This window comes from Clostridium algidicarnis DSM 15099 (genome assembly GCF_002934235.1).
Taxonomy (GTDB): Bacteria; Bacillota; Clostridia; order Clostridiales; family Clostridiaceae; genus Clostridium_L; species Clostridium_L algidicarnis.
In genome coordinates, this window is sequence record NZ_PTIS01000010.1 from 86465 (window position 1) to 104107 (window position 17643).

Annotated in this window: 18 protein-coding genes and 1 pseudogene; 14 read left to right on the forward strand and 5 right to left on the reverse strand. The window is 29.1% G+C overall.

Features of this window, described 5'->3' with window-relative positions:
• Positions 1–175: 175 nt before the first annotated feature.
• Positions 176–631 carry a hypothetical protein gene (locus BD821_RS08300; RefSeq protein WP_104410070.1) on the forward strand — a complete coding sequence of 152 codons (456 nt, stop codon included), beginning with the start codon at positions 176–178 and terminating at the stop codon, positions 629–631.
• A 244-nt stretch (positions 632–875) separates the two neighbouring features.
• Here the strand turns inward: BD821_RS08300 and BD821_RS08305 are convergent, their stop codons facing one another.
• The 5 genes from BD821_RS08305 to BD821_RS08325 all read right to left on the reverse strand — a co-directional run bounded on the left by BD821_RS08305 (position 876) and on the right by BD821_RS08325 (position 6008).
• Positions 876–1703, reverse strand: a complete 828-nt coding sequence (locus BD821_RS08305; protein WP_104410071.1) for a CPBP family intramembrane glutamic endopeptidase — start codon at positions 1701–1703, stop codon at positions 876–878.
• Positions 1704–1916: 213 nt separating this feature from the next.
• Positions 1917–3110, reverse strand: coding sequence for a [FeFe] hydrogenase H-cluster maturation GTPase HydF (hydF, locus tag BD821_RS08310; RefSeq protein WP_104410072.1), 1194 nt, complete (start codon positions 3108–3110; stop codon positions 1917–1919).
• Positions 3111–3122: 12 nt separating this feature from the next.
• Positions 3123–4502: a [FeFe] hydrogenase H-cluster radical SAM maturase HydG gene (gene hydG / locus BD821_RS08315; RefSeq protein WP_104410073.1), complete on the reverse strand. Its 1380-nt coding sequence runs from the start codon at positions 4500–4502 to the stop codon at positions 3123–3125.
• 130 nt (positions 4503–4632) lie between these two features.
• On the reverse strand, positions 4633–5754 hold the full coding sequence (gene hydE, locus BD821_RS08320; protein WP_104410074.1) for a [FeFe] hydrogenase H-cluster radical SAM maturase HydE: 1122 nt from the start codon (positions 5752–5754) through the stop codon (positions 4633–4635).
• A gap of 2 nt (positions 5755–5756) precedes the next feature.
• The gene (locus BD821_RS08325; RefSeq protein ID WP_029452001.1) at positions 5757–6008 is read right to left on the reverse strand and encodes a TM1266 family iron-only hydrogenase system putative regulator; all 252 of its coding nucleotides are present in this window, start codon (positions 6006–6008) and stop codon (positions 5757–5759) included.
• A gap of 626 nt (positions 6009–6634) precedes the next feature.
• Between BD821_RS08325 and BD821_RS08330 the strand changes: the two genes are divergently transcribed.
• The 13 genes and pseudogenes from BD821_RS08330 (at position 6635) to BD821_RS08390 (ending at position 17229) form a co-directional block, all read left to right on the forward strand.
• Entirely contained in the window at positions 6635–7447 is an 813-nt protein-coding gene (locus tag BD821_RS08330; protein WP_104410075.1) for a TraB/GumN family protein, read from the forward strand.
• Positions 7444–8979: a S41 family peptidase gene (locus BD821_RS08335; protein ID WP_104410076.1), complete on the forward strand. Its 1536-nt coding sequence runs from the start codon at positions 7444–7446 to the stop codon at positions 8977–8979. Before BD821_RS08330 ends, BD821_RS08335 begins: the two co-directional genes overlap by 4 nt.
• Positions 8980–9130: 151 nt before the next feature.
• Positions 9131–9829 carry a response regulator transcription factor gene (locus BD821_RS08340; protein WP_207655274.1) on the forward strand — a complete coding sequence of 233 codons (699 nt, stop codon included), beginning with the start codon at positions 9131–9133 and terminating at the stop codon, positions 9827–9829.
• Positions 9830–10002: 173 nt separating this feature from the next.
• Positions 10003–10755 carry a sensor histidine kinase gene (locus BD821_RS08345; RefSeq protein WP_169994067.1) on the forward strand — a complete coding sequence of 251 codons (753 nt, stop codon included), beginning with the start codon at positions 10003–10005 and terminating at the stop codon, positions 10753–10755.
• A gap of 132 nt (positions 10756–10887) precedes the next feature.
• Complete coding sequence (locus BD821_RS08350) at positions 10888–11808, forward strand: ABC transporter ATP-binding protein (RefSeq protein ID WP_104410078.1); 921 nt, start codon at positions 10888–10890, stop codon at positions 11806–11808.
• Positions 11801–12544 carry an ABC transporter permease gene (locus BD821_RS08355; protein ID WP_104410079.1) on the forward strand — a complete coding sequence of 248 codons (744 nt, stop codon included), beginning with the start codon at positions 11801–11803 and terminating at the stop codon, positions 12542–12544. The genes BD821_RS08350 and BD821_RS08355 overlap by 8 nt, the downstream gene beginning before the upstream one ends.
• 74 nt (positions 12545–12618) lie before the next feature.
• Entirely contained in the window at positions 12619–12909 is a 291-nt protein-coding gene (locus BD821_RS08360; protein ID WP_104410080.1) for a DUF5050 domain-containing protein, read from the forward strand.
• Between the two features lie 80 nt (positions 12910–12989).
• The gene (locus BD821_RS08365; protein WP_104410081.1) at positions 12990–13979 is read left to right on the forward strand and encodes a GNAT family N-acetyltransferase; all 990 of its coding nucleotides are present in this window, start codon (positions 12990–12992) and stop codon (positions 13977–13979) included.
• 24 nt (positions 13980–14003) lie between these two features.
• Positions 14004–14156, forward strand: a pseudogene (locus tag BD821_RS08370) (transposase); the annotation flags it as partial.
• Between the two features lie 69 nt (positions 14157–14225).
• Positions 14226–14609: a hypothetical protein gene (locus BD821_RS08375; protein ID WP_104410082.1), complete on the forward strand. Its 384-nt coding sequence runs from the start codon at positions 14226–14228 to the stop codon at positions 14607–14609.
• Positions 14610–14652: 43 nt separating this feature from the next.
• Complete coding sequence (locus BD821_RS08380) at positions 14653–15642, forward strand: ABC transporter ATP-binding protein (RefSeq protein ID WP_253197445.1); 990 nt, start codon at positions 14653–14655, stop codon at positions 15640–15642.
• Positions 15639–16442 carry an ABC transporter permease gene (locus BD821_RS08385; RefSeq protein ID WP_104410083.1) on the forward strand — a complete coding sequence of 268 codons (804 nt, stop codon included), beginning with the start codon at positions 15639–15641 and terminating at the stop codon, positions 16440–16442. Before BD821_RS08380 ends, BD821_RS08385 begins: the two co-directional genes overlap by 4 nt.
• A gap of 4 nt (positions 16443–16446) precedes the next feature.
• Positions 16447–17229, forward strand: a complete 783-nt coding sequence (locus tag BD821_RS08390) for an ABC transporter permease (protein WP_104410084.1) — start codon at positions 16447–16449, stop codon at positions 17227–17229.
• The last annotated feature ends 414 nt before the right edge of the window (positions 17230–17643 follow it).

A 17643-nucleotide genomic window follows, 5' to 3' on the forward strand; every position in this document is an offset into this window, starting at 1 on the left:
TTTAACTTAGAGGTGGACTTTTTAGTGTAAAGACATGGAGAAGATTTGCAAATATACTTGTTTAAGCAATCTCTTATATATATAATGGGGTATATGGTGTAATGTTCATAATACTAGATTTGTAAAAGATAAGTTACAATTAAAGATACTAATTTAATTTAATGGGGTGAAGTATATGGATATAGTAAGCGGATTGGTTTTCTTGTGTATTATTGGAGTAAACTTGTACTATTTAATGGAGATAAAAGATTTGATCATTCCAACAAAGAAAAGTAAAGTAGAAATTATATCTACAGTAATAGGCACTATAGTTATAATTAGTATTACTTATTTCTACGCTAAAACATGGATTCATATCATAATAGGGGGTTTAGGAGCAATGTCACTGGTTCTAACTTTAGCAAGAAAGGGAATTACCTCTAAAGGCTTTAGATCCGTACGAGGACTTGGAAACTACGGAAACTGGGACAAACTTCTAGAGGTGCGAGTATCAAAGGAAAAGGATATAAGGGTAGGATTTATACACAAGAACCTAAATGAAGATATTCACCATTACAAAAAAGAGGATTATGATAGAATCATTACTTTGTTTAGGGAGAACTTACCTAATGAAATAGTCAAGATCAAGTGATTCTTAGACTCAGGTGGAGTTTGCTTATAAGGAATACATCTCTCCATCAAAGACTAGAAGAACTTATCCAGGGGTGTAGCAGCCGTCATCCGCCACCTTGAAGAGGATAGGGGTGTTACGGATGGTAGCCATCCGATAGATGTTATTAGAGTGATTTTACAATTAAATGTACTTATAATTTAAAGAGACTGAATTTATATAGAAGGTTAACTATATACTCAGTCTAATATTTTTACCTAAAATTTTAGGTAGCTTTCCCCTCCATAGATAGAGGGTTTTTTCTATATAAAATAATAAAAACCGCTAATAATAAAAGACCTAAAAGGGTTAGGAATAGTGGGTTCCCCAAAATAGGCATATATTCTTCTAGAACTGATAGTATAATACTTAAAGTATTAGCTATAATATGAGTAAAAGTAACAGCATATAAAGACTTTGTTTTAATGTATATAAGTCCTAGTAGTATTCCAAAAAACAACGCATTAAACATTTGAGGTAGATTACCATGGATTAGGCTAAAAAGTAGTGAGGAAAATAATATAGCCTTAGCTGGACTGTATTTTTTTAAAAGACCATTTAAAATAATGCCTCTAAATAGAATTTCTTCAATAATAGGACCAATTAAAGTAATCTCTAACACTAAGAGGTAAGGATTCGTTTGTGAAGCAATTTCTTTAATGTAATGTAACATCTTTGATTTAGAAGCTAAATAATTCATAATTGGATTAAAAGATACTAAGGTTATTAGTCTAAATGAAATAGTTAATAATAATATCATTAATAAACAGGATAACGTAATACTTCTAGTATAATTTACATCTACTGATCTTTTATCATCAGAATTAGGTTTAAAATATATTTTAAGTAATAAAATTATAACTATTATATTTGTTATTATTTTGGAAAAGAGATATGTCCATTGTTCTCCAATAAACAATCCTATAATGGATGAAGAGACTATATTTAAAATAACCATTAAAATAAATTGTAATATACAAAGCGATACTGAAGAAATAAAATCCATAGGCTTAGATTCTATGGAACCATTTAGGTATTGTTTGATAATTTTCATAAGATCACCACTTTCATGAAGAAATTTTCAATATAGTATTTAAAAGTAATATTTAACAGTATTATATCATGGAAGTTATTTAAAATATAGGATACATATAGATTTATAATGGAATGGTGTAACATAAATGGTAGTGAATCGTTTGTTAAGTGAAGGGGGAGGAGGCTGTCATATAAATTTTATGACAGCCTCAAAAAGCATTTGCAAATAATATTACTCTAAATTAAATATTTCAGTGCTTCTATCTAATATACCTGTTAGATAGGCTAGTATTATTCCGTAATTTGTTATGGGTATATTTTTTTCTTTGCAAAGCATTATTTTTGAATTCATGGCTTTTTTATTTACCATGCAAGCTCCGCAGTGAATTATTAAATCATATTTTTCTATATCTTCTGGGAAGTCTGCTGCCATTTTAAAGTCGTAGTTTAAATCTTTATTTAGTAATTTATTGAGCATGGTTGGTATTTTAACCCTGCCTATGTCTTCGTGGGAATAGTTGTGGCTACAGCTTTCGGATATTAATATTTTCGAGGATTCATCTAGTGACTTTATTTTGTCTGTCCCTTTAATAAACGTTTTTATATTTCCTTTTTGATTAGCAAGTAGTATGGAAAAGCTTGTGAGCTTTATGTGATTTGGAACTATTTGGCTCACCTTTTTAAAGGCTCCAGAGTCTGTCACTACTAAATCTACATCTTTTATATCAAGAAGGGCAGATTCAAGTTCAGTATCTCGTACCACATAACTTTTTATTCCGTGCTCTAGGCAGTCGCGAAGTAGCTGAACTTGTGGTAGTATAAGCCTTCCTTTAGGGGCCTCTGAATCTATTGGAACTACCATAATAATTTTACTATTAGGCATAAGTAAATTGCCTAAAATGGTTTCTTCATTTAGTTTAGTATTTAAGGATTCAATAATTTTATCCTTTAGATTTAAGATGCTATACATATTCTTTGAGGAAACAAGCACAGGGTTTTTTATATGTTTTTCTATTTTTGATATTTGGTCTTCACTTATAGAGTCTATTTTATTTATAACTACCATATGAGGAATGTTATATTTATTAACTTTTTCTATGGTTTTTTCATATAAATCATAATCCATATCCGTTGCATCCATAACATATATTGCAAAGTCTGTACTAGATAAGGTTTTAAAGGTTTTTTCCATTCTTAAATCTCCAAGAGGGGAGGTGTCCAAAAGGCCTGCAGTGTCTGTAAATAAAACAGGACCTAAAGGGGTTAGCTCCATAGCTTTAGTAACGGGGTCTGTGGTAGTCCCTTCAAATGGGGAAACAATGGATATTCCATGTCCTATTAGAGCGTTCATTAAAGAAGACTTTCCTGCATTGGTTTTACCTAAAAAGGTTATGTGTATTCTATTTGAATTTGGTGTAGTATCCAATATTATAACCTCCTAGAAGAATAGATCTCTTTCTCCATTTTTTATTTTTTCTAAGTTTTTAATTAATGTATTTTTTATATCTTCATTTTTCACATTGTTTAATTCTTTTTTTATTAAGTTTTCTCCCTTTTCTCTTAGCTCTGCATCGCCATAGTCTTCTATAAATTCTTGAAATGTCATTATAGCATTTGGCTGGCACATATTTTGGATCTCACCGGTTTTTGCAATGCTCATAAACTTCTCTCCAACTCTGCCACTTCTATAACAAGCAGTACAATAGCTTGGGATATGTCCATGGTTTACAATGGCTTTTAGTATTTCTAAAGGACTTCTATTATCGTCTATTGAAAATTGATTGATATCCTTTGTGCCTTCTTCATGATCTTTATATCCACCAACCCCTGTGCAAGAGCCAGCACTTACTTGTGTAACACCATATTCTATAGCACCTTTTCTCATTTCAGCAGACTCTCTTGTAGATAAAATAAGCCCAGTAAATGGCACTGCGATTCTTAATATTGCAACTATCTTTTTGAAATCTTCGTCATCTACTAGGTTAGGGAATAATTCAAGATCCATACCCTCAGCCTTTTTAAGTCTTGGCATAGATATTGTATGAAAACCTACCCCAAATTCTTTTTCAAGATGAGCATTATGAATCATTAAGGCTAAAACTTCAAACTTATAAGGGGCAAGACCGAAAAGTACGCCAGCGCCTACATCGTCAATACCAGCTTCCATAGCTCTATCAAAGGATGTTAAGTGATATTCATAGTTACCCTTTAAGCATTTAGGATGCATGCTTTCATAGGTAGGTTTATGATAAGTTTCTTGGAACAGTATATAGGTTCCAATTTCAGCTTTCTTTAACTTTTTATAGTTTTCTACAGTAGTAGCTGCTATATTAACATTAATTCGTCTTATAGCTCCATTAGAATTTTGTGTAGAATAGATGGTTTTTATACTTTCTGTAATATAGTCTATATCGCAGTTTACTGGATCTTCACCTGCTTCTAGTGCAAGTCTTTTGTGTCCCATCTTTTCAAGTATCATAACTTCATTTTTTATTTCCTCTTGTGTGAGTCTTCGTCTATTGAATTCATTACACTTTTTATATCCACAGTAAACGCAATTATTTACACAATAATCGCTTATATAAAGTGGAGCAAATATAACAATTCTATTTCCGTATATATCTTTTTTTATGTCTCCTGCAACTTTGAACATTTTATTTAAAAGGGTTTCATCCTTTATTTGAAGTAGTATAGCTATATCCTCATGACTTAGTTTTTCCTTCCTACAGGCCTTGTCTAAAACCTCTTGTATATCGGAGATTGTAGCATCTTTTGCATTGCTAAGTAGTGTTTCTATATATTCATGATCTATAAACATTTAAATTTCCTCCCTTATAATCTCAAGTGTATAAGGTATTGTAAGCTCCTTATCATAGCTATTTGTGCACAGACTACACATAAGTAAAGTAGTGGATAATTTTTTAGGGGTAAAGAGTATTTTAACCTAGTTATTTTCTTTTCCAAAGGGTGTTATCACCTCGGGATAAATCTAAAGAAAAACCTGCATTTATAATTCTATTTTCTATGCAATTTCTACATTCAGCAGCTTCGTCCCCTGTACAAATTTTATTATCATAGAGCATGTACTTAGCCCTAGCTGTGGTAGGGGATAGGTTTGGCATTACTACATTAGCCCCAGCTTTTAATCCTTGCTCTCTTCCCATTGGACTTATGGTACCTAATGCAGTGGTTGCTGGAAGTAAAACCTCTGGAAGAAGCAATCGTACAATAGAAAGTAAGGTGGTGGTAGTTTCTACGGTTCCTGAATGCTCATCTTTAAATATGGTATCCTTATGTGGTATGAAGGGTCCAAGTCCTACCATATGTGGCTTTAACTCTTTCAAAAACAATAAGTCCGCTACAAAATCTTCATTTTTTTGACCTGGGATACCTACCATGAATCCAGCTCCAACTTGGTATCCTATCTCTTTTAAGTTTTTTAAACATTGAATTCTAGTTTCAAGTTCCATACCTACATGAATTTTTTTGTATAATTCTTTTGAAGCTGTTTCGTGTCTTAAAAGATATCTGTCTGCTCCAGCATCATAATATCTTTTATATGAATCATAACTTTTTTCACCTACAGACAGTGTAATTGCGCAGTCCTTATAATTTGTTTTTATAGCTTTTAATATTTGAACTAACTTTTCATCAGTATAATAAGGATCTTCCCCACCTTGAAGTACGAAGGTTCTGTATCCAAGGTTATAGCCAGAATTACAACAATCTAAAATTTCATCTAAAGAAAGCCTGTATCTTGTTGCATTTGCATTGCCACCACGGATGCCACAGTAAAGGCAGTTATTTTTGCAGTAATTAGTAAATTCTATAAGACCTCTCATATAGACCTTATTTCCATAATGATTAAGTCTTGTTTCATGAGCTTTAGAAACTAAATATTTTTTACTTTCTACATCTATATTGTTAAGAAGATATAATAAACATTCAGAACTAAGATTATTTCTTTCATATAATTCATCTATTATTTCTTTTAAATTTATATCTAGATTTTTAGTTATATCTAGGTTTTTATTTATAGCATTCACATAAGTTTTATTATTCGTATCCATAGTTATATCTCTTTCTTTGATATAGAAGTTTTGATATACACATTATCTATATTTCCAAGCTTACCGGTAAGGCTGTTTATTTCATCTAATTCACCTACCACGGTGATAGAAATAACAGAAATTCCATGCTCATCAAAGGGGATACCCATTCTTCCTTTTATAATGCCTTTAAAGCTAGAAATAATTTCATTAAATTTTTGTTGGCAGCTATTTGGATCCTCTAAAATAGCACTAATAACAGCAATTTTACTCATAAAAATCCTCCCTTGTATTGAGATATCTAGAAAACAAAAAAACTTCCCTAAAAAAGGGAAGTATATTAACACGCATAGGATTTTAGGTTAAAGCCGAAGTTTTAATTTCCACCTAACCACCTAAATGTTATTTCCCTTTCAGATCAGACTATTCTTTACTGTTAGGTAATGTAGTATGGCATATAGATTTTTGTCTTTAAATTGCAGTGGTTTAATATCTTTGTAGTTTAACTTTTTAGGTTGCCACAGACAAATAATAAAAGAATTAACTTAAATTATTTGAAATGTACATATAAATTTTACTTTAAGGAAAGGGCTTTGTCAATGAATCTGCAAAGTAAGTAAAGTGAAGTGATATTTAAGATAGAGGCATAAAAAACATCAGATAAGGTATGTGTATTAGCTTGTTTTATATTTGAATTTCCTATATCATCTTATTTATAGAACTTAATGTAATTTAAGGTAGTATTATTCAAGTAAAAATACATTATTATAGATTTAATATTAAAGACTAGCCTTAGTTAGAAAGCCTAAAATTAAATAAAATGACTGCTTTTTATTGAAATCTATAGACTTTAATAAAAATTTACAAGAATGAATTAGTTAAAGGAGTTATAGTTATTATTATGAAAAAGAAAATATATTTTTTAATAATGGTATTGATTTGTATAGTTGTACCAATAATAACATTTCCTAAAATCCATCTTTATTATAATGGACATAAATGCAAAAAGGAATTATATAAAATGCATTCAATAATAGATGTTTCTAATTGTACTTTTGAAGGGCTTTCATTATTGAATACCGACCTTCACAATAACGATATATTTTTATCTGGAGAAAAACATGGTTCAGTCAAGTCAATACAAATGAACTTATATTTACTAAAATATTTTGTAGAAAAAGAGAATATTAAATATATACTATATGAAGGTGGATATGCTAATGCGGAGTATCTAAATACCTATTTAGATACTGGCGATGAAGCTATCATTGAATATTTGTTTTATAACTCAACAAATACGCTAAACTACACTATGGAAAACTACGATTTATTAAAAGAAATCTATGAATATAACTTAACATTACCAAAATATAAAAAATTGAAATTTGTTGGAATAGATCTAGAAACACCTTCCGTAGCTATAAAATATATTAATTCATTAATTCCAGATTCCATGCCTAATAATGAAATAGTCCAAGAATTTATTTATAGTATAAAAATGATTTCTAAAGGCAATTATCTTACAGAGTCAAAAAGGTCAATTGAATTATTAAACCAAGGTGAAAAAGATATAAAGGAGTATTTTAGTGAAAACTTTTTTAGCTTATCATTTGCACTTAAAAATTTATCTATAAGTGATAATCAACTTTCAAGAGAAAATATGTTGATTGATAATTTTATTACATTATTAATTATACGAGGAGTCTGGCTATGAAAAGAAAAATAATAATTTTTGTAGGTTTAACCCTGTCTATCTTAGTTTGTATTACCGTTATGCTATTAAATAAGTCCTTTGTAAATAACAATTATAAAGTGTTGTTTGAAAAGGTAGGTAACCAAAATGAATATTATACAGAAGATACTATAGATTTAAATAACTATATGTATGAACATGATCCGAAAGAACTTGGAATACCAGAAGATAGTTTACAGTACATTAATACAGCTTTAGATACTAATAGTTTCCTTAATGATAATAATTTAATAGAATTAGACAAAAATGATGCCATATCAGATGTGAACTTTTTATTTAATTTGCTTAAGTATTCATATGCTGGGTATTCTTATTTTGGTGGAGATATTACATTTGAAAATGCAAAAGATAATGTTATAAAATCTATTAACTTACATCCTGCAGAAAATATAAATTCGAGCCAACTAGAAAATATACTTGATATAAACACCAAATTCATACAAGACGGACATTTTAGTATTAATAATAACTCGCCACTTAACCACTACTTATATTATAGCAATGAGAGCATTTGTGTGAATAAATCTAAAAATGGTTATTATATCATTGAAAATGGTGAGAGGCTTTATATTAAAAGTATTAATGATAGTTATGATTTCAATAATTATTTAAAGTTATCTATAAATTCAAAAGGATATCTTTGTTACCATATTGGTATTTTAGATAACTCAAATAATCCTAGTAAAATTAAAGTAATATTCCAATCACAAAGTAAAGAAGTTATAAAACATATAGATCTTAAAAAAAGTAATCCGAAGGTAGGCTCTGATGATAAACTTAATTATAAGTATTCAAAAAGAAATAATGTTCCAATTATTACTATGGGGAAAATGTATGACACTGATGTAAATGATAAATCTACAAAGTTATTTGCAGAAGCTGCTATTTCATTAAAAGATGAACCTATAATGATATTAGATATTCGAGGAAATAGTGGTGGACAAGATATTGCTCCTATTACTTGGTTTAAAAATTTCACTGGTGAAATTCCACAGATAGAAAGCTACTCTCTTCAGCTTTGCAGCCTCATTAATAATTATATTGCAAGGCTTGCTATGAAAAATATTGATTACGAAATACTTCCCGCAGAACTAAAAAAAGAATATGATGAAGAAATGCAAAAGGCTAATGTTGAATTTAACACATGGTATGCCTCCAAAACTGAAGAAAAGAGACATAAAAACAATACAATAATTTTTGTTCTTATAGATAATAAAGTTGCATCTTCTGGTGAAAGCTTTGTAAATTACTTAAAAACACTAGAAAACGTTATACTTGTTGGTACCAATACTTCAGGTGTGTATATTTCAAATGTATACACTAGAAGTCAATTGCCAAGTTCACATATAAAGATTAACTTCGGAAATACTATTACATTAAATAAATACTGTGAGGAAGGCAAGGGTTTTCAGCCAGACATCTGGCTTGATAATGAAGACTCGTTGGATAAGGTTTTAAAATTAATTAATGAATTTAGGATTAATCCATATTAATGTTTCTCGAAGGGTTAATATAAAGAGCATCGGTGTTTGGGTGTATGGATCTAGTTAGAGTATAATTTTAGTAGGCAGAAATAATATAAAAAACTATATAAATAAAAGAAGATGCAAAAACAATTATAAATTATGGGAATGAGGAGTTTTTTTGAAAAATATAAGTATCTTAGTGGTTGAAGACGACAACGAAATTAACTATCTTATTGCAAAGTATTTGAGAAAAGAAGGATATATTGTAGATTGTAGTTTTGATGGTATAGAAGCTATATATAAATTTGAAAATATGACATATCAATTGGTCATTTTAGATTTAATGTTACCAAAACTTAATGGTGCTGAAGTGCTTTTAAAAATCAGGAAAAGAGGTACAATCCCAGTAATTATTTTATCAGCAAAAGATGAACAAACAGATAAAATATTTGGACTTGAATTAGGTGCAGACGATTATATTACTAAGCCTTTTGATATAGGAGAGGTTATAGCTAGAGTTAAAGCTCAATTAAGAAGATATTTGCATTTTGATAATAGTAAAATCGAAGGGAACCAAATATTAGAACACGGAAAGTTTCAGTTAAATTTAAATAATTATGAACTTAAAGCTGGAGAAATAAAAATACCTCTTACTTCAAAGGAATTTGAGATAATAAAGCTTTTTATGAGTTATCCAAACAAAGTATTCACTAAATCTCAAATTTTCAATGCTGTTTGGAAAGAAGAATATATGACTGATGAGAATACCGTAATGGTACATATAAGTCATATAAGAACTAAAATTGCAGAAAATTTCTCTAACACTAATTATATAAAAACAGTTTGGGGAATAGGCTATAAGATGGGGGAGATGTAGTAATGAATATATATATATCGTTTTTTTTAATAAGTATATGCTTCATTTTAATATTTAGGAATATTTATATTTCTAATCATATAAATGAAATTAATAGAACATTACAACATATAAAAGACGGTAATTTTAATATTAGGTTACGCTTTTATTCTTCTAATAAGAGTATACGAAACTTGGGCGTTAACTTAAATTCTATAATAGATGAATTTCAATGCATGGCTGAAAAAAAGGAATATCTTGAAGAATCAAGAAAAAGAATGGTGTCTAATATATCACATGATTTAAGAACTCCATTAACATCTATTCTTGGATATTTAGAAGCATTACATAAGGATTCAAAGTTAAATAATAAAGAAAAAAAGTATTTTTTGGATGTAGTATATTCTAAGTCTCAAACATTATATTCATTACTTGAAGAATTTTTTCAGATATCTAAAATAGAAGCAGAAGATGTACTAATTAAAGTAGAGAAAATTAATTTAACTAATATGGTTCAAGAAGCATTAGCAGGATTTTATCAAGAATTTACAAATGAAAATATTCAACCTATTATTGAAATACCAGAAAAAGTTTTTTTTGTGTGGGGAGATAGTAAAGCAATTGATAGAATATTATCTAACCTTTTACTTAATGCACTTAGATATGGAAAAGAACAAAAAATAATTGGTATAAAAATGAGAGATAAAAACTCTATGGTTTGGATAGATATATGGAATGGAGGAACTGGTATTAATATCAAAGATATTCCATATGTTTTTGATAGGTTATATACTGCAGAATCTTCAAGAAATAAAAAATCACACGGAAGCGGATTAGGTCTTACAATAGTTAAAAAACTTGTAGAAAGGTTAAAAGGAGAAGTTTTAGTTAAAAGCATACCAAATGAAAAAACTACTTTTTCATTTTCATTACCTTTATATAAATAGCTAATGTAAGGCAAAAACTGTATGTTAGCTATTTATAATTTAAGGTATTTGTAAGGTATTTGTTAGGGTAATTTAAAACTAATAGAGTATTATATGAACATTATAATAAATTAATAATAGGAGGAGAGAATAATGGCTTGTATATTAAAAACTTATAATCTAACGAAACAGTACAAAGACCATAAAGCTGTTGATGATGTAAATATAACAATAGAAAAAGGTGATATTTATGGATTCTTAGGTCTAAATGGTGCCGGTAAAACAACTACTATGAGAATGATTATGGGGTTAATTAAGCCTACCGATGGAAATATTGAGTTGTTTGGTGAAAAGCTGAGCGAGGACAAAAAACATTTTTTTTCAAGAATTGGATCTATCATAGAGTTTCCAGGTTTTTATGAAAATTTAACTGCCGTGGAAAATTTAGATATTCACAGAAAACTTATGGGTGTTCCAAATAAAGATTGTATAGAACAATCTTTAGAGACATCAGGAATACTTGACGCTGCTAATAGAAAAACAAAAGAGTTTTCGTTGGGTATGAAACAGAGACTTGGCATAGCAAGAGCTTTACTTCATAACCCTGAGTTTTTAGTGTTGGATGAACCAACAAATGGGTTAGATCCTATGGGAATAAAAGAAATACGACAACTTATACTTGATCTATCACAGAAAAGACACATAACTGTATTAATATCCAGTCATATTTTAAGCGAGATTCAGCAATTAGCTACAAAAGTGGGCATAATACATGAGGGAAAACTATTGGAAGAGATAAATTCTGAAACGTTAAAAAAGAAAAATAGACATTATATTGAGCTTAAAGTTAACAATGATAGAGAAACTGTATTTATGTTAGAACAAAAGTTTAATATAACAGATTATATAATTTCAGAACCTGGAGTGATTAAGATTTACGAAAAGTTAACAGAAACTTCAAATATTAATAGAATACTAATACAAAATAATGTTGAGGTTAAAGAAATATCGATATTGAGAGACAATCTTGAAGATTATTTTATTGAGTTAATAGGAGGAGACATAAATGAATAAAGTAGCAAGCTTATCAACTGTGATAAAGACTGAATTCCTTAAGCTAAGGAAATGCAAAGTGCTGTGGTGTATGCCTCTATGTGCTTTTTTGCCTGACTTATTAATATTTTCTATGTTCGCATTAAATAAAAAATTCCCTACAGTTATTTGGGAAACATATTTTACAGATGCTATAATGATGATTAATATGTTGATGGCCATTGGACTTTTCTCTTTATTAGCGGGATTTATATTTTCAAGGGAATATCAAGAAAATACAATAAATAGTATGTTTACCTATCCAATAGGTAGAATGCAATTTTTCATCAGTAAACTTATTGTTATATTAATTCTTATTTCTATTACAATTATGGCTTCATTTATTTTGCTAGTATTGTTAGGATTGACTATAAAACATGAACCTTTAACTCTTAATATTTTATTGTATTATACTAAAGCATATATATTTATGATTATTATGCACTCTGCATTAATTCCTTTAATAGCATTCTTAGGCATTTATAATAAAAGTATAATTCCACCGATTATACTTGCAGTATGCGCTATTACCCTTAACCTTATAGTAATGAACACTCCATTTAATACAGTATTTCCTTGGAGTATTCCAACTATATTAAGTCCTCATCAAAATGGAAGAACTTATACAAATTATACTTTAGGTATTATTGTTTTATGCTCAACATTTATCGTTGGAACGGTATTAAGTATAAAAAGTATAAAGAAAGATGTACATTAAAAATATAAATTATAGTAGCTTACTACATTTTTATTATTTAAATTTATCTACAATCATAACTCTAGCGTGTAGTAATGAATAAAGATGGATCAGATAATCATAAAATTGGAGAAAATAAGGCTAGAAATCTAAACTTTGATGATAAATACATATATTATTCAAATGATGATGATAACCAATGCTTATATAGAATAAGATATGATGGTTCTGAAAATACAAAGATGACTAACGCACCGGCTTATTTTATTTTTACTTTTAAAAACTATGATAAGATATATATTTGGAGTGATGATATAAAAACAAATAGTATAAGAAGCTTTTCCGTTGATAAAAATGATTTTGATATTCAGTTGATAGATATTTAAGATACTTAATATACATACCCATACTAGTATGCTACAGTGTTATATATTGGTTAAAATTCAAAAAATATAGAGGTGAAGAGATGATGTGTAAAATTTATAATATTGACTCCAATAGTTTGACAATAGATGAAGTTGAAAACTTATATTTAATCAATAAGAGTATATCTAAAAAATATAAATTTTTAGACCCCTATATAAGTAGTTATGACTACAAAGCTTTATATTTATCGTCTTTTAATGGAATTGCTAATGAGCTATTTGTACTTGAAAAGAATTCTTTAATTTACGGAATGATTAATTGTGGTAAGGCTGCTGACTGTAATGGAAATGAACAATATAAATTAAATATCACTTTATGCGATTTACCAATTGATGAACTTATGCTTAAGGCTATAAATCAATTGGTTCAAGAGAAGTTAGCTCAACATGGTGAAATTGTGGTAGTGACATATAATCATGAATTAAATGAATTAATAAATCAATATAATAATAAAGTAAGCTTAAGGGCTAATTATTACACTTTAAAAAGAGAAGACATTGATATAGACATGCTTAATAAATACATGAAAGAGTTGGAAGCAAAAACTTCAGATCTTTCTATTAAATATACTGATATCATCTCAGAGGACTATATCAAACAATTTTGTGATTTGTTTACAGAAACTATGAAAGATATGCCGGATGTTATGGAAGAGGGTTATATACAGTATATTATAAATCCTGAAAAACAAAGGCAAATTAATGAATCTAATAAGAAAAGAAATATAACTCATAATTGTTATATGATTTTTAACTCAAATGATGAAATGATTGCTAAATCAAATGTATCTGTCAATAATAACCACACTCGTTTTCCTTACCAATTTATGATTGGAGTTAAAAGATCCTATAGGGGAAGGAATTTAGGAAAATGGCTTTATGCATCTATGTATAAGACATTATTCGAGACTATTAATTTTGATAGGATGCTTGTATCTCATCATCCTGCAAACAAACATGCAATTAATGTTAGTGAATGGGTTGGATATAAATTAAACTATTTAATGACTACTCATATTCTGTACAAATAATAAATCAAAGGAGGCGTACACAATATGGATAATAATGGTTTGGCATATAGGAAATAGAATTGTAAATATCATATAGTTTTCGCACCGAAATATAGGAGACAAATAATATACGGAAAAGTAAAAACTGATATAGGACAAATATTAAGAAAGTTATGTGAGCATAAAGGGGCAGAAATAAAACATATTACTTAAGGTAAAATATGTTATAATATAATTAAAAAATGGTATGAAGTGGGTGAATAAAAGGTGAGAAGATATAGACCTTTAAAGTTTATAAATATTATGTATTCTATATTTATACCTGGAATTATACTTACAATGTATATTGTGTATAAAGATATAAAGAATATATGGGCTATTAGGTTTGTAATAGGGTATGTGGTTTTTATGATGCTATTTTTAGTTTATCTTGTGGGAAGCATTATTTTTAAACTTAAGAATTTAAAGTGGAAAGAAATAAAGGGAAGATTAATTAAAGTTTTCTTTATATGTATAAGTATGTGGGCAATAAACATTTTGAGTATGTATTTAATAAAGGGTGAAATAATGATATTACATAATTTAGAAATCCCTATGGCTATGGCCTTTGGGATTACATTTTGGGATTTAGTGGGAGCACCTCAGAGGTGATGACAAATAATGTCATGAACTCTGAGGTGCTATAAAATCAAGTATGGAGGTGGTAAAAATTATTGAAATGAAGGGAATATCTAAGACTTTTAAGGTATCGAAAAGAAGTCCGAGGCTTGGCAAGGCCATTAAATCTCTTTTTAATAGGGAGTATCAGGAGATTGTTGCTTTAGATGATGTATCTTTTAATATTAATGAAGGAGATATGGTGGGTTATATAGGTCCTAATGGTGCAGGTAAGAGTACTACTATTAAAATAATGAGCGGTATTTTATATCCAGATAAGGGACAGTGTATTATAAATGGTCGGGTGCCTTGGACAGATAGAATAAATCATGTAAAGGATATCGGTGTTGTATTCGGGCAAAGAAGTCAGTTGTGGTGGGACGTGCCTGTTGCAGATTCTTTTGAACTTTTGAAAGACATATATAAGGTGCCTGATGCTAAATTTAAAAGTAACTTAAATATGCTATCGGAACTTCTTAATATTGGAGAAATCATTAAAGTTCCTACAAGGCAATTAAGTCTTGGCCAGCGTATGAGATGTGAAATAGCAGCCTCTCTTATACATAGTCCTAAAATATTGTTTTTAGATGAACCAACCATAGGACTAGATGCAGTATCTAAAATTGCAGTTAGAGATTTCATAAAAACTATTAATAAAGAAAATAAAACTACAGTTATACTTACAACTCATGACACTCAAGATATAGAGGCTTTAACAAAAAGAATTATTCTTATTGGACGGGGTAAGGTTCTACTTGATGGTAATTTAGATGAGCTAAAACATAGATTTAATAAGGCTCCAACAATAACTATAGAGTACGTAGGAGACATTGATAAGTTACAACAGGGCATGTGTATTATAGAAAAATATACAGGCCGTGCAGTTATTTCAATTAATACAGAGATGATTTCTATTTCATCTGCCATATCTTATTTAGCCCAAAAGGTTGAGATAAAAGATTTTAGTGTGAACTCTGTAACTACAGACGAGGTAGTAGTTGGACTTTATAAGGAGTATAAGATATGAGAGCCTATATTTCTTTTTTTAAAATGAAACTTATGCACGGACTTCAATATAGAGCAGCTGCCTATGCTGGAGTAGCTACTCAGCTTGCTTGGGGCTTTATGTATATAATGTTGTACCAGACTTTTTATGGGAGTAATCCTAAAGCAGCTCCTATGGAGTTTTCCTCCCTTTCAAGTTATATATGGCTTCAGCAAGCTTTCTTAGCGCTTTTCATGACTTGGTTTTTGGATAATGAGATTTTTGACTTAATAACAAAGGGAGATGTTTCTTATGAATTATGTAGGCCTCTTGATATTTACAACATGTGGTTTGTTAAAAGTTGCTCAGGAAGGCTTTCAAAAGCAATCTTAAGATCAGTTCCAATATTAATTATTGCATTTTTATTACCAGACCCCTACAAATTTAGCCTGCCAAGTTCATTTATATCAGCTATATTATTTATGATTTCAATGATTTTAGCATTTATAGTTGTGGTGTCTTATACTATGTTTGTATATATTTTTACCTTTTATACTATTTCACCCATGGGAGTAAGGCTTACACTTGTAATGACAGCAGACTTCCTTTCAGGAGGCCTTGTACCATTGCCTTTTTTACCTGATTATATTACTAAATATATTTATCTATCGCCTTTTGCGGCCATGCAAAATGTTCCATTTAGAATTTATAGTGGAAATATTTCTTTGGGCGAATCTGTTTTTGCCATGTCATTACAATTATTTTGGGCTGTTACACTTGTTGTGTTTGGTAAGGTGGTAATGGATAAAACTCTAAAACGTGTCGTGGTGCAAGGGGGATAGACAAATGAAATTATATATAAAATACTTTTCAATTCATTTAAAATCCGTAATGGAATATAAGACATCCTTTATATTAACCACCATAGGCCAGTGTTTAACCACATTTTTTGCATTTTTAAGTATGTACTTTCTATTTAATAGGTTTGGCAATATTAATAATTATAGTTTCAGTGAAGTTTTATTATGTTTTAGTACTATATCTATTTCCTTTTCAGTGGCAGAATGCTTTGGAAGAGGCTTTGATACATTTTCAAGTATAATTTCTAATGGAGAATTTGATAGAATTATGGTAAGACCTCAAAATGAAATATTACAAGTAATTGGATCTAAAATTGAACTTACTAGAATTGGTAGGCTTATTCAAGCAAGTATTATATTCATATATGTCATAAGAACCTGTGATGTTCAGTGGAACTATGAAAGAGTATTAACACTTATTCTAATGATATTAGCAGGAATTTCTGTGTTTTTTTGTCTATTTATGATATATGCTGGTATATGCTTTTTTACATTAGAAGGACTTGAATTTATGAATATTTTTACTGATGGTGGAAGGCAACTAGCACAATATCCCTTAGATATATACAAAGAATGGGTAATGAAATTCTTTACCTTCATTATTCCACTAGCATTTATAAATTATTACCCATTTCTTTTTGTTATAAACAAATATGAAGGTAATAAAGTATTTTATATGCTGTCACCATTAGTTTCATTTTTATTTATAATTCCAAGTTTTATGTTTTGGAAATTTGGAGTGAGTCACTATAAATCCACAGGATCCTAAAGTCATAATGGAATATAAAGGATGCACCTCTGGGGTGCACCCAAATAATGGGAGTATCCCAGAGGTGCTGTAAAATGATAGTGTTAACTAATCTATGAAAAAACAGATTAAAAATTTTAAGATTTAAATTACACTTTGAAAAGTGAAAATGTGCTCTAAAATAATGAGGTATTACTTTTTCTTTCACCAGAACTTTTAAATTTATTCTGGAAAATTAAAAAAGAGCAACAAGAATACACCTTTTCAGACTGTTTATTTTTAACAAAATGCTGATAGGTGAAAATAATTTGATTATATCAATGGATAAATCGTAGATTTATCTATACAACTTGATTTTTTAGTATAAGTTGTTGTGAAAGTTCAATTAACTTTTGCCATTTTCCTGGCATGGTAGAAATTCTTTCAAGCTCAGGG

Coding starts and splice junctions, on each gene's coding strand:
- hydE (WP_104410074.1), bottom strand. CDS start 5,754: ATGGATACGAATAATAAAACTTATGTGAATGCTATAAATAAAAACCTA.
- hydG (WP_104410073.1), bottom strand. CDS start 4,502: ATGTTTATAGATCATGAATATATAGAAACACTACTTAGCAATGCAAAA.
- BD821_RS08335 (WP_104410076.1), top strand. CDS start 7,444: ATGAAAAGAAAAATAATAATTTTTGTAGGTTTAACCCTGTCTATCTTA.
- BD821_RS08385 (WP_104410083.1), top strand. CDS start 15,639: ATGAGAGCCTATATTTCTTTTTTTAAAATGAAACTTATGCACGGACTT.
- BD821_RS08330 (WP_104410075.1), top strand. CDS start 6,635: ATGAAAAAGAAAATATATTTTTTAATAATGGTATTGATTTGTATAGTT.
- BD821_RS08305 (WP_104410071.1), bottom strand. CDS start 1,703: ATGAAAATTATCAAACAATACCTAAATGGTTCCATAGAATCTAAGCCT.
- BD821_RS08350 (WP_104410078.1), top strand. CDS start 10,888: ATGGCTTGTATATTAAAAACTTATAATCTAACGAAACAGTACAAAGAC.
- BD821_RS08390 (WP_104410084.1), top strand. CDS start 16,447: ATGAAATTATATATAAAATACTTTTCAATTCATTTAAAATCCGTAATG.
- BD821_RS08365 (WP_104410081.1), top strand. CDS start 12,990: ATGATGTGTAAAATTTATAATATTGACTCCAATAGTTTGACAATAGAT.
- BD821_RS08300 (WP_104410070.1), top strand. CDS start 176: ATGGATATAGTAAGCGGATTGGTTTTCTTGTGTATTATTGGAGTAAAC.
- BD821_RS08380 (WP_253197445.1), top strand. CDS start 14,653: ATGGAGGTGGTAAAAATTATTGAAATGAAGGGAATATCTAAGACTTTT.
- BD821_RS08325 (WP_029452001.1), bottom strand. CDS start 6,008: ATGAGTAAAATTGCTGTTATTAGTGCTATTTTAGAGGATCCAAATAGC.
- BD821_RS08355 (WP_104410079.1), top strand. CDS start 11,801: ATGAATAAAGTAGCAAGCTTATCAACTGTGATAAAGACTGAATTCCTT.
- BD821_RS08360 (WP_104410080.1), top strand. CDS start 12,619: ATGAATAAAGATGGATCAGATAATCATAAAATTGGAGAAAATAAGGCT.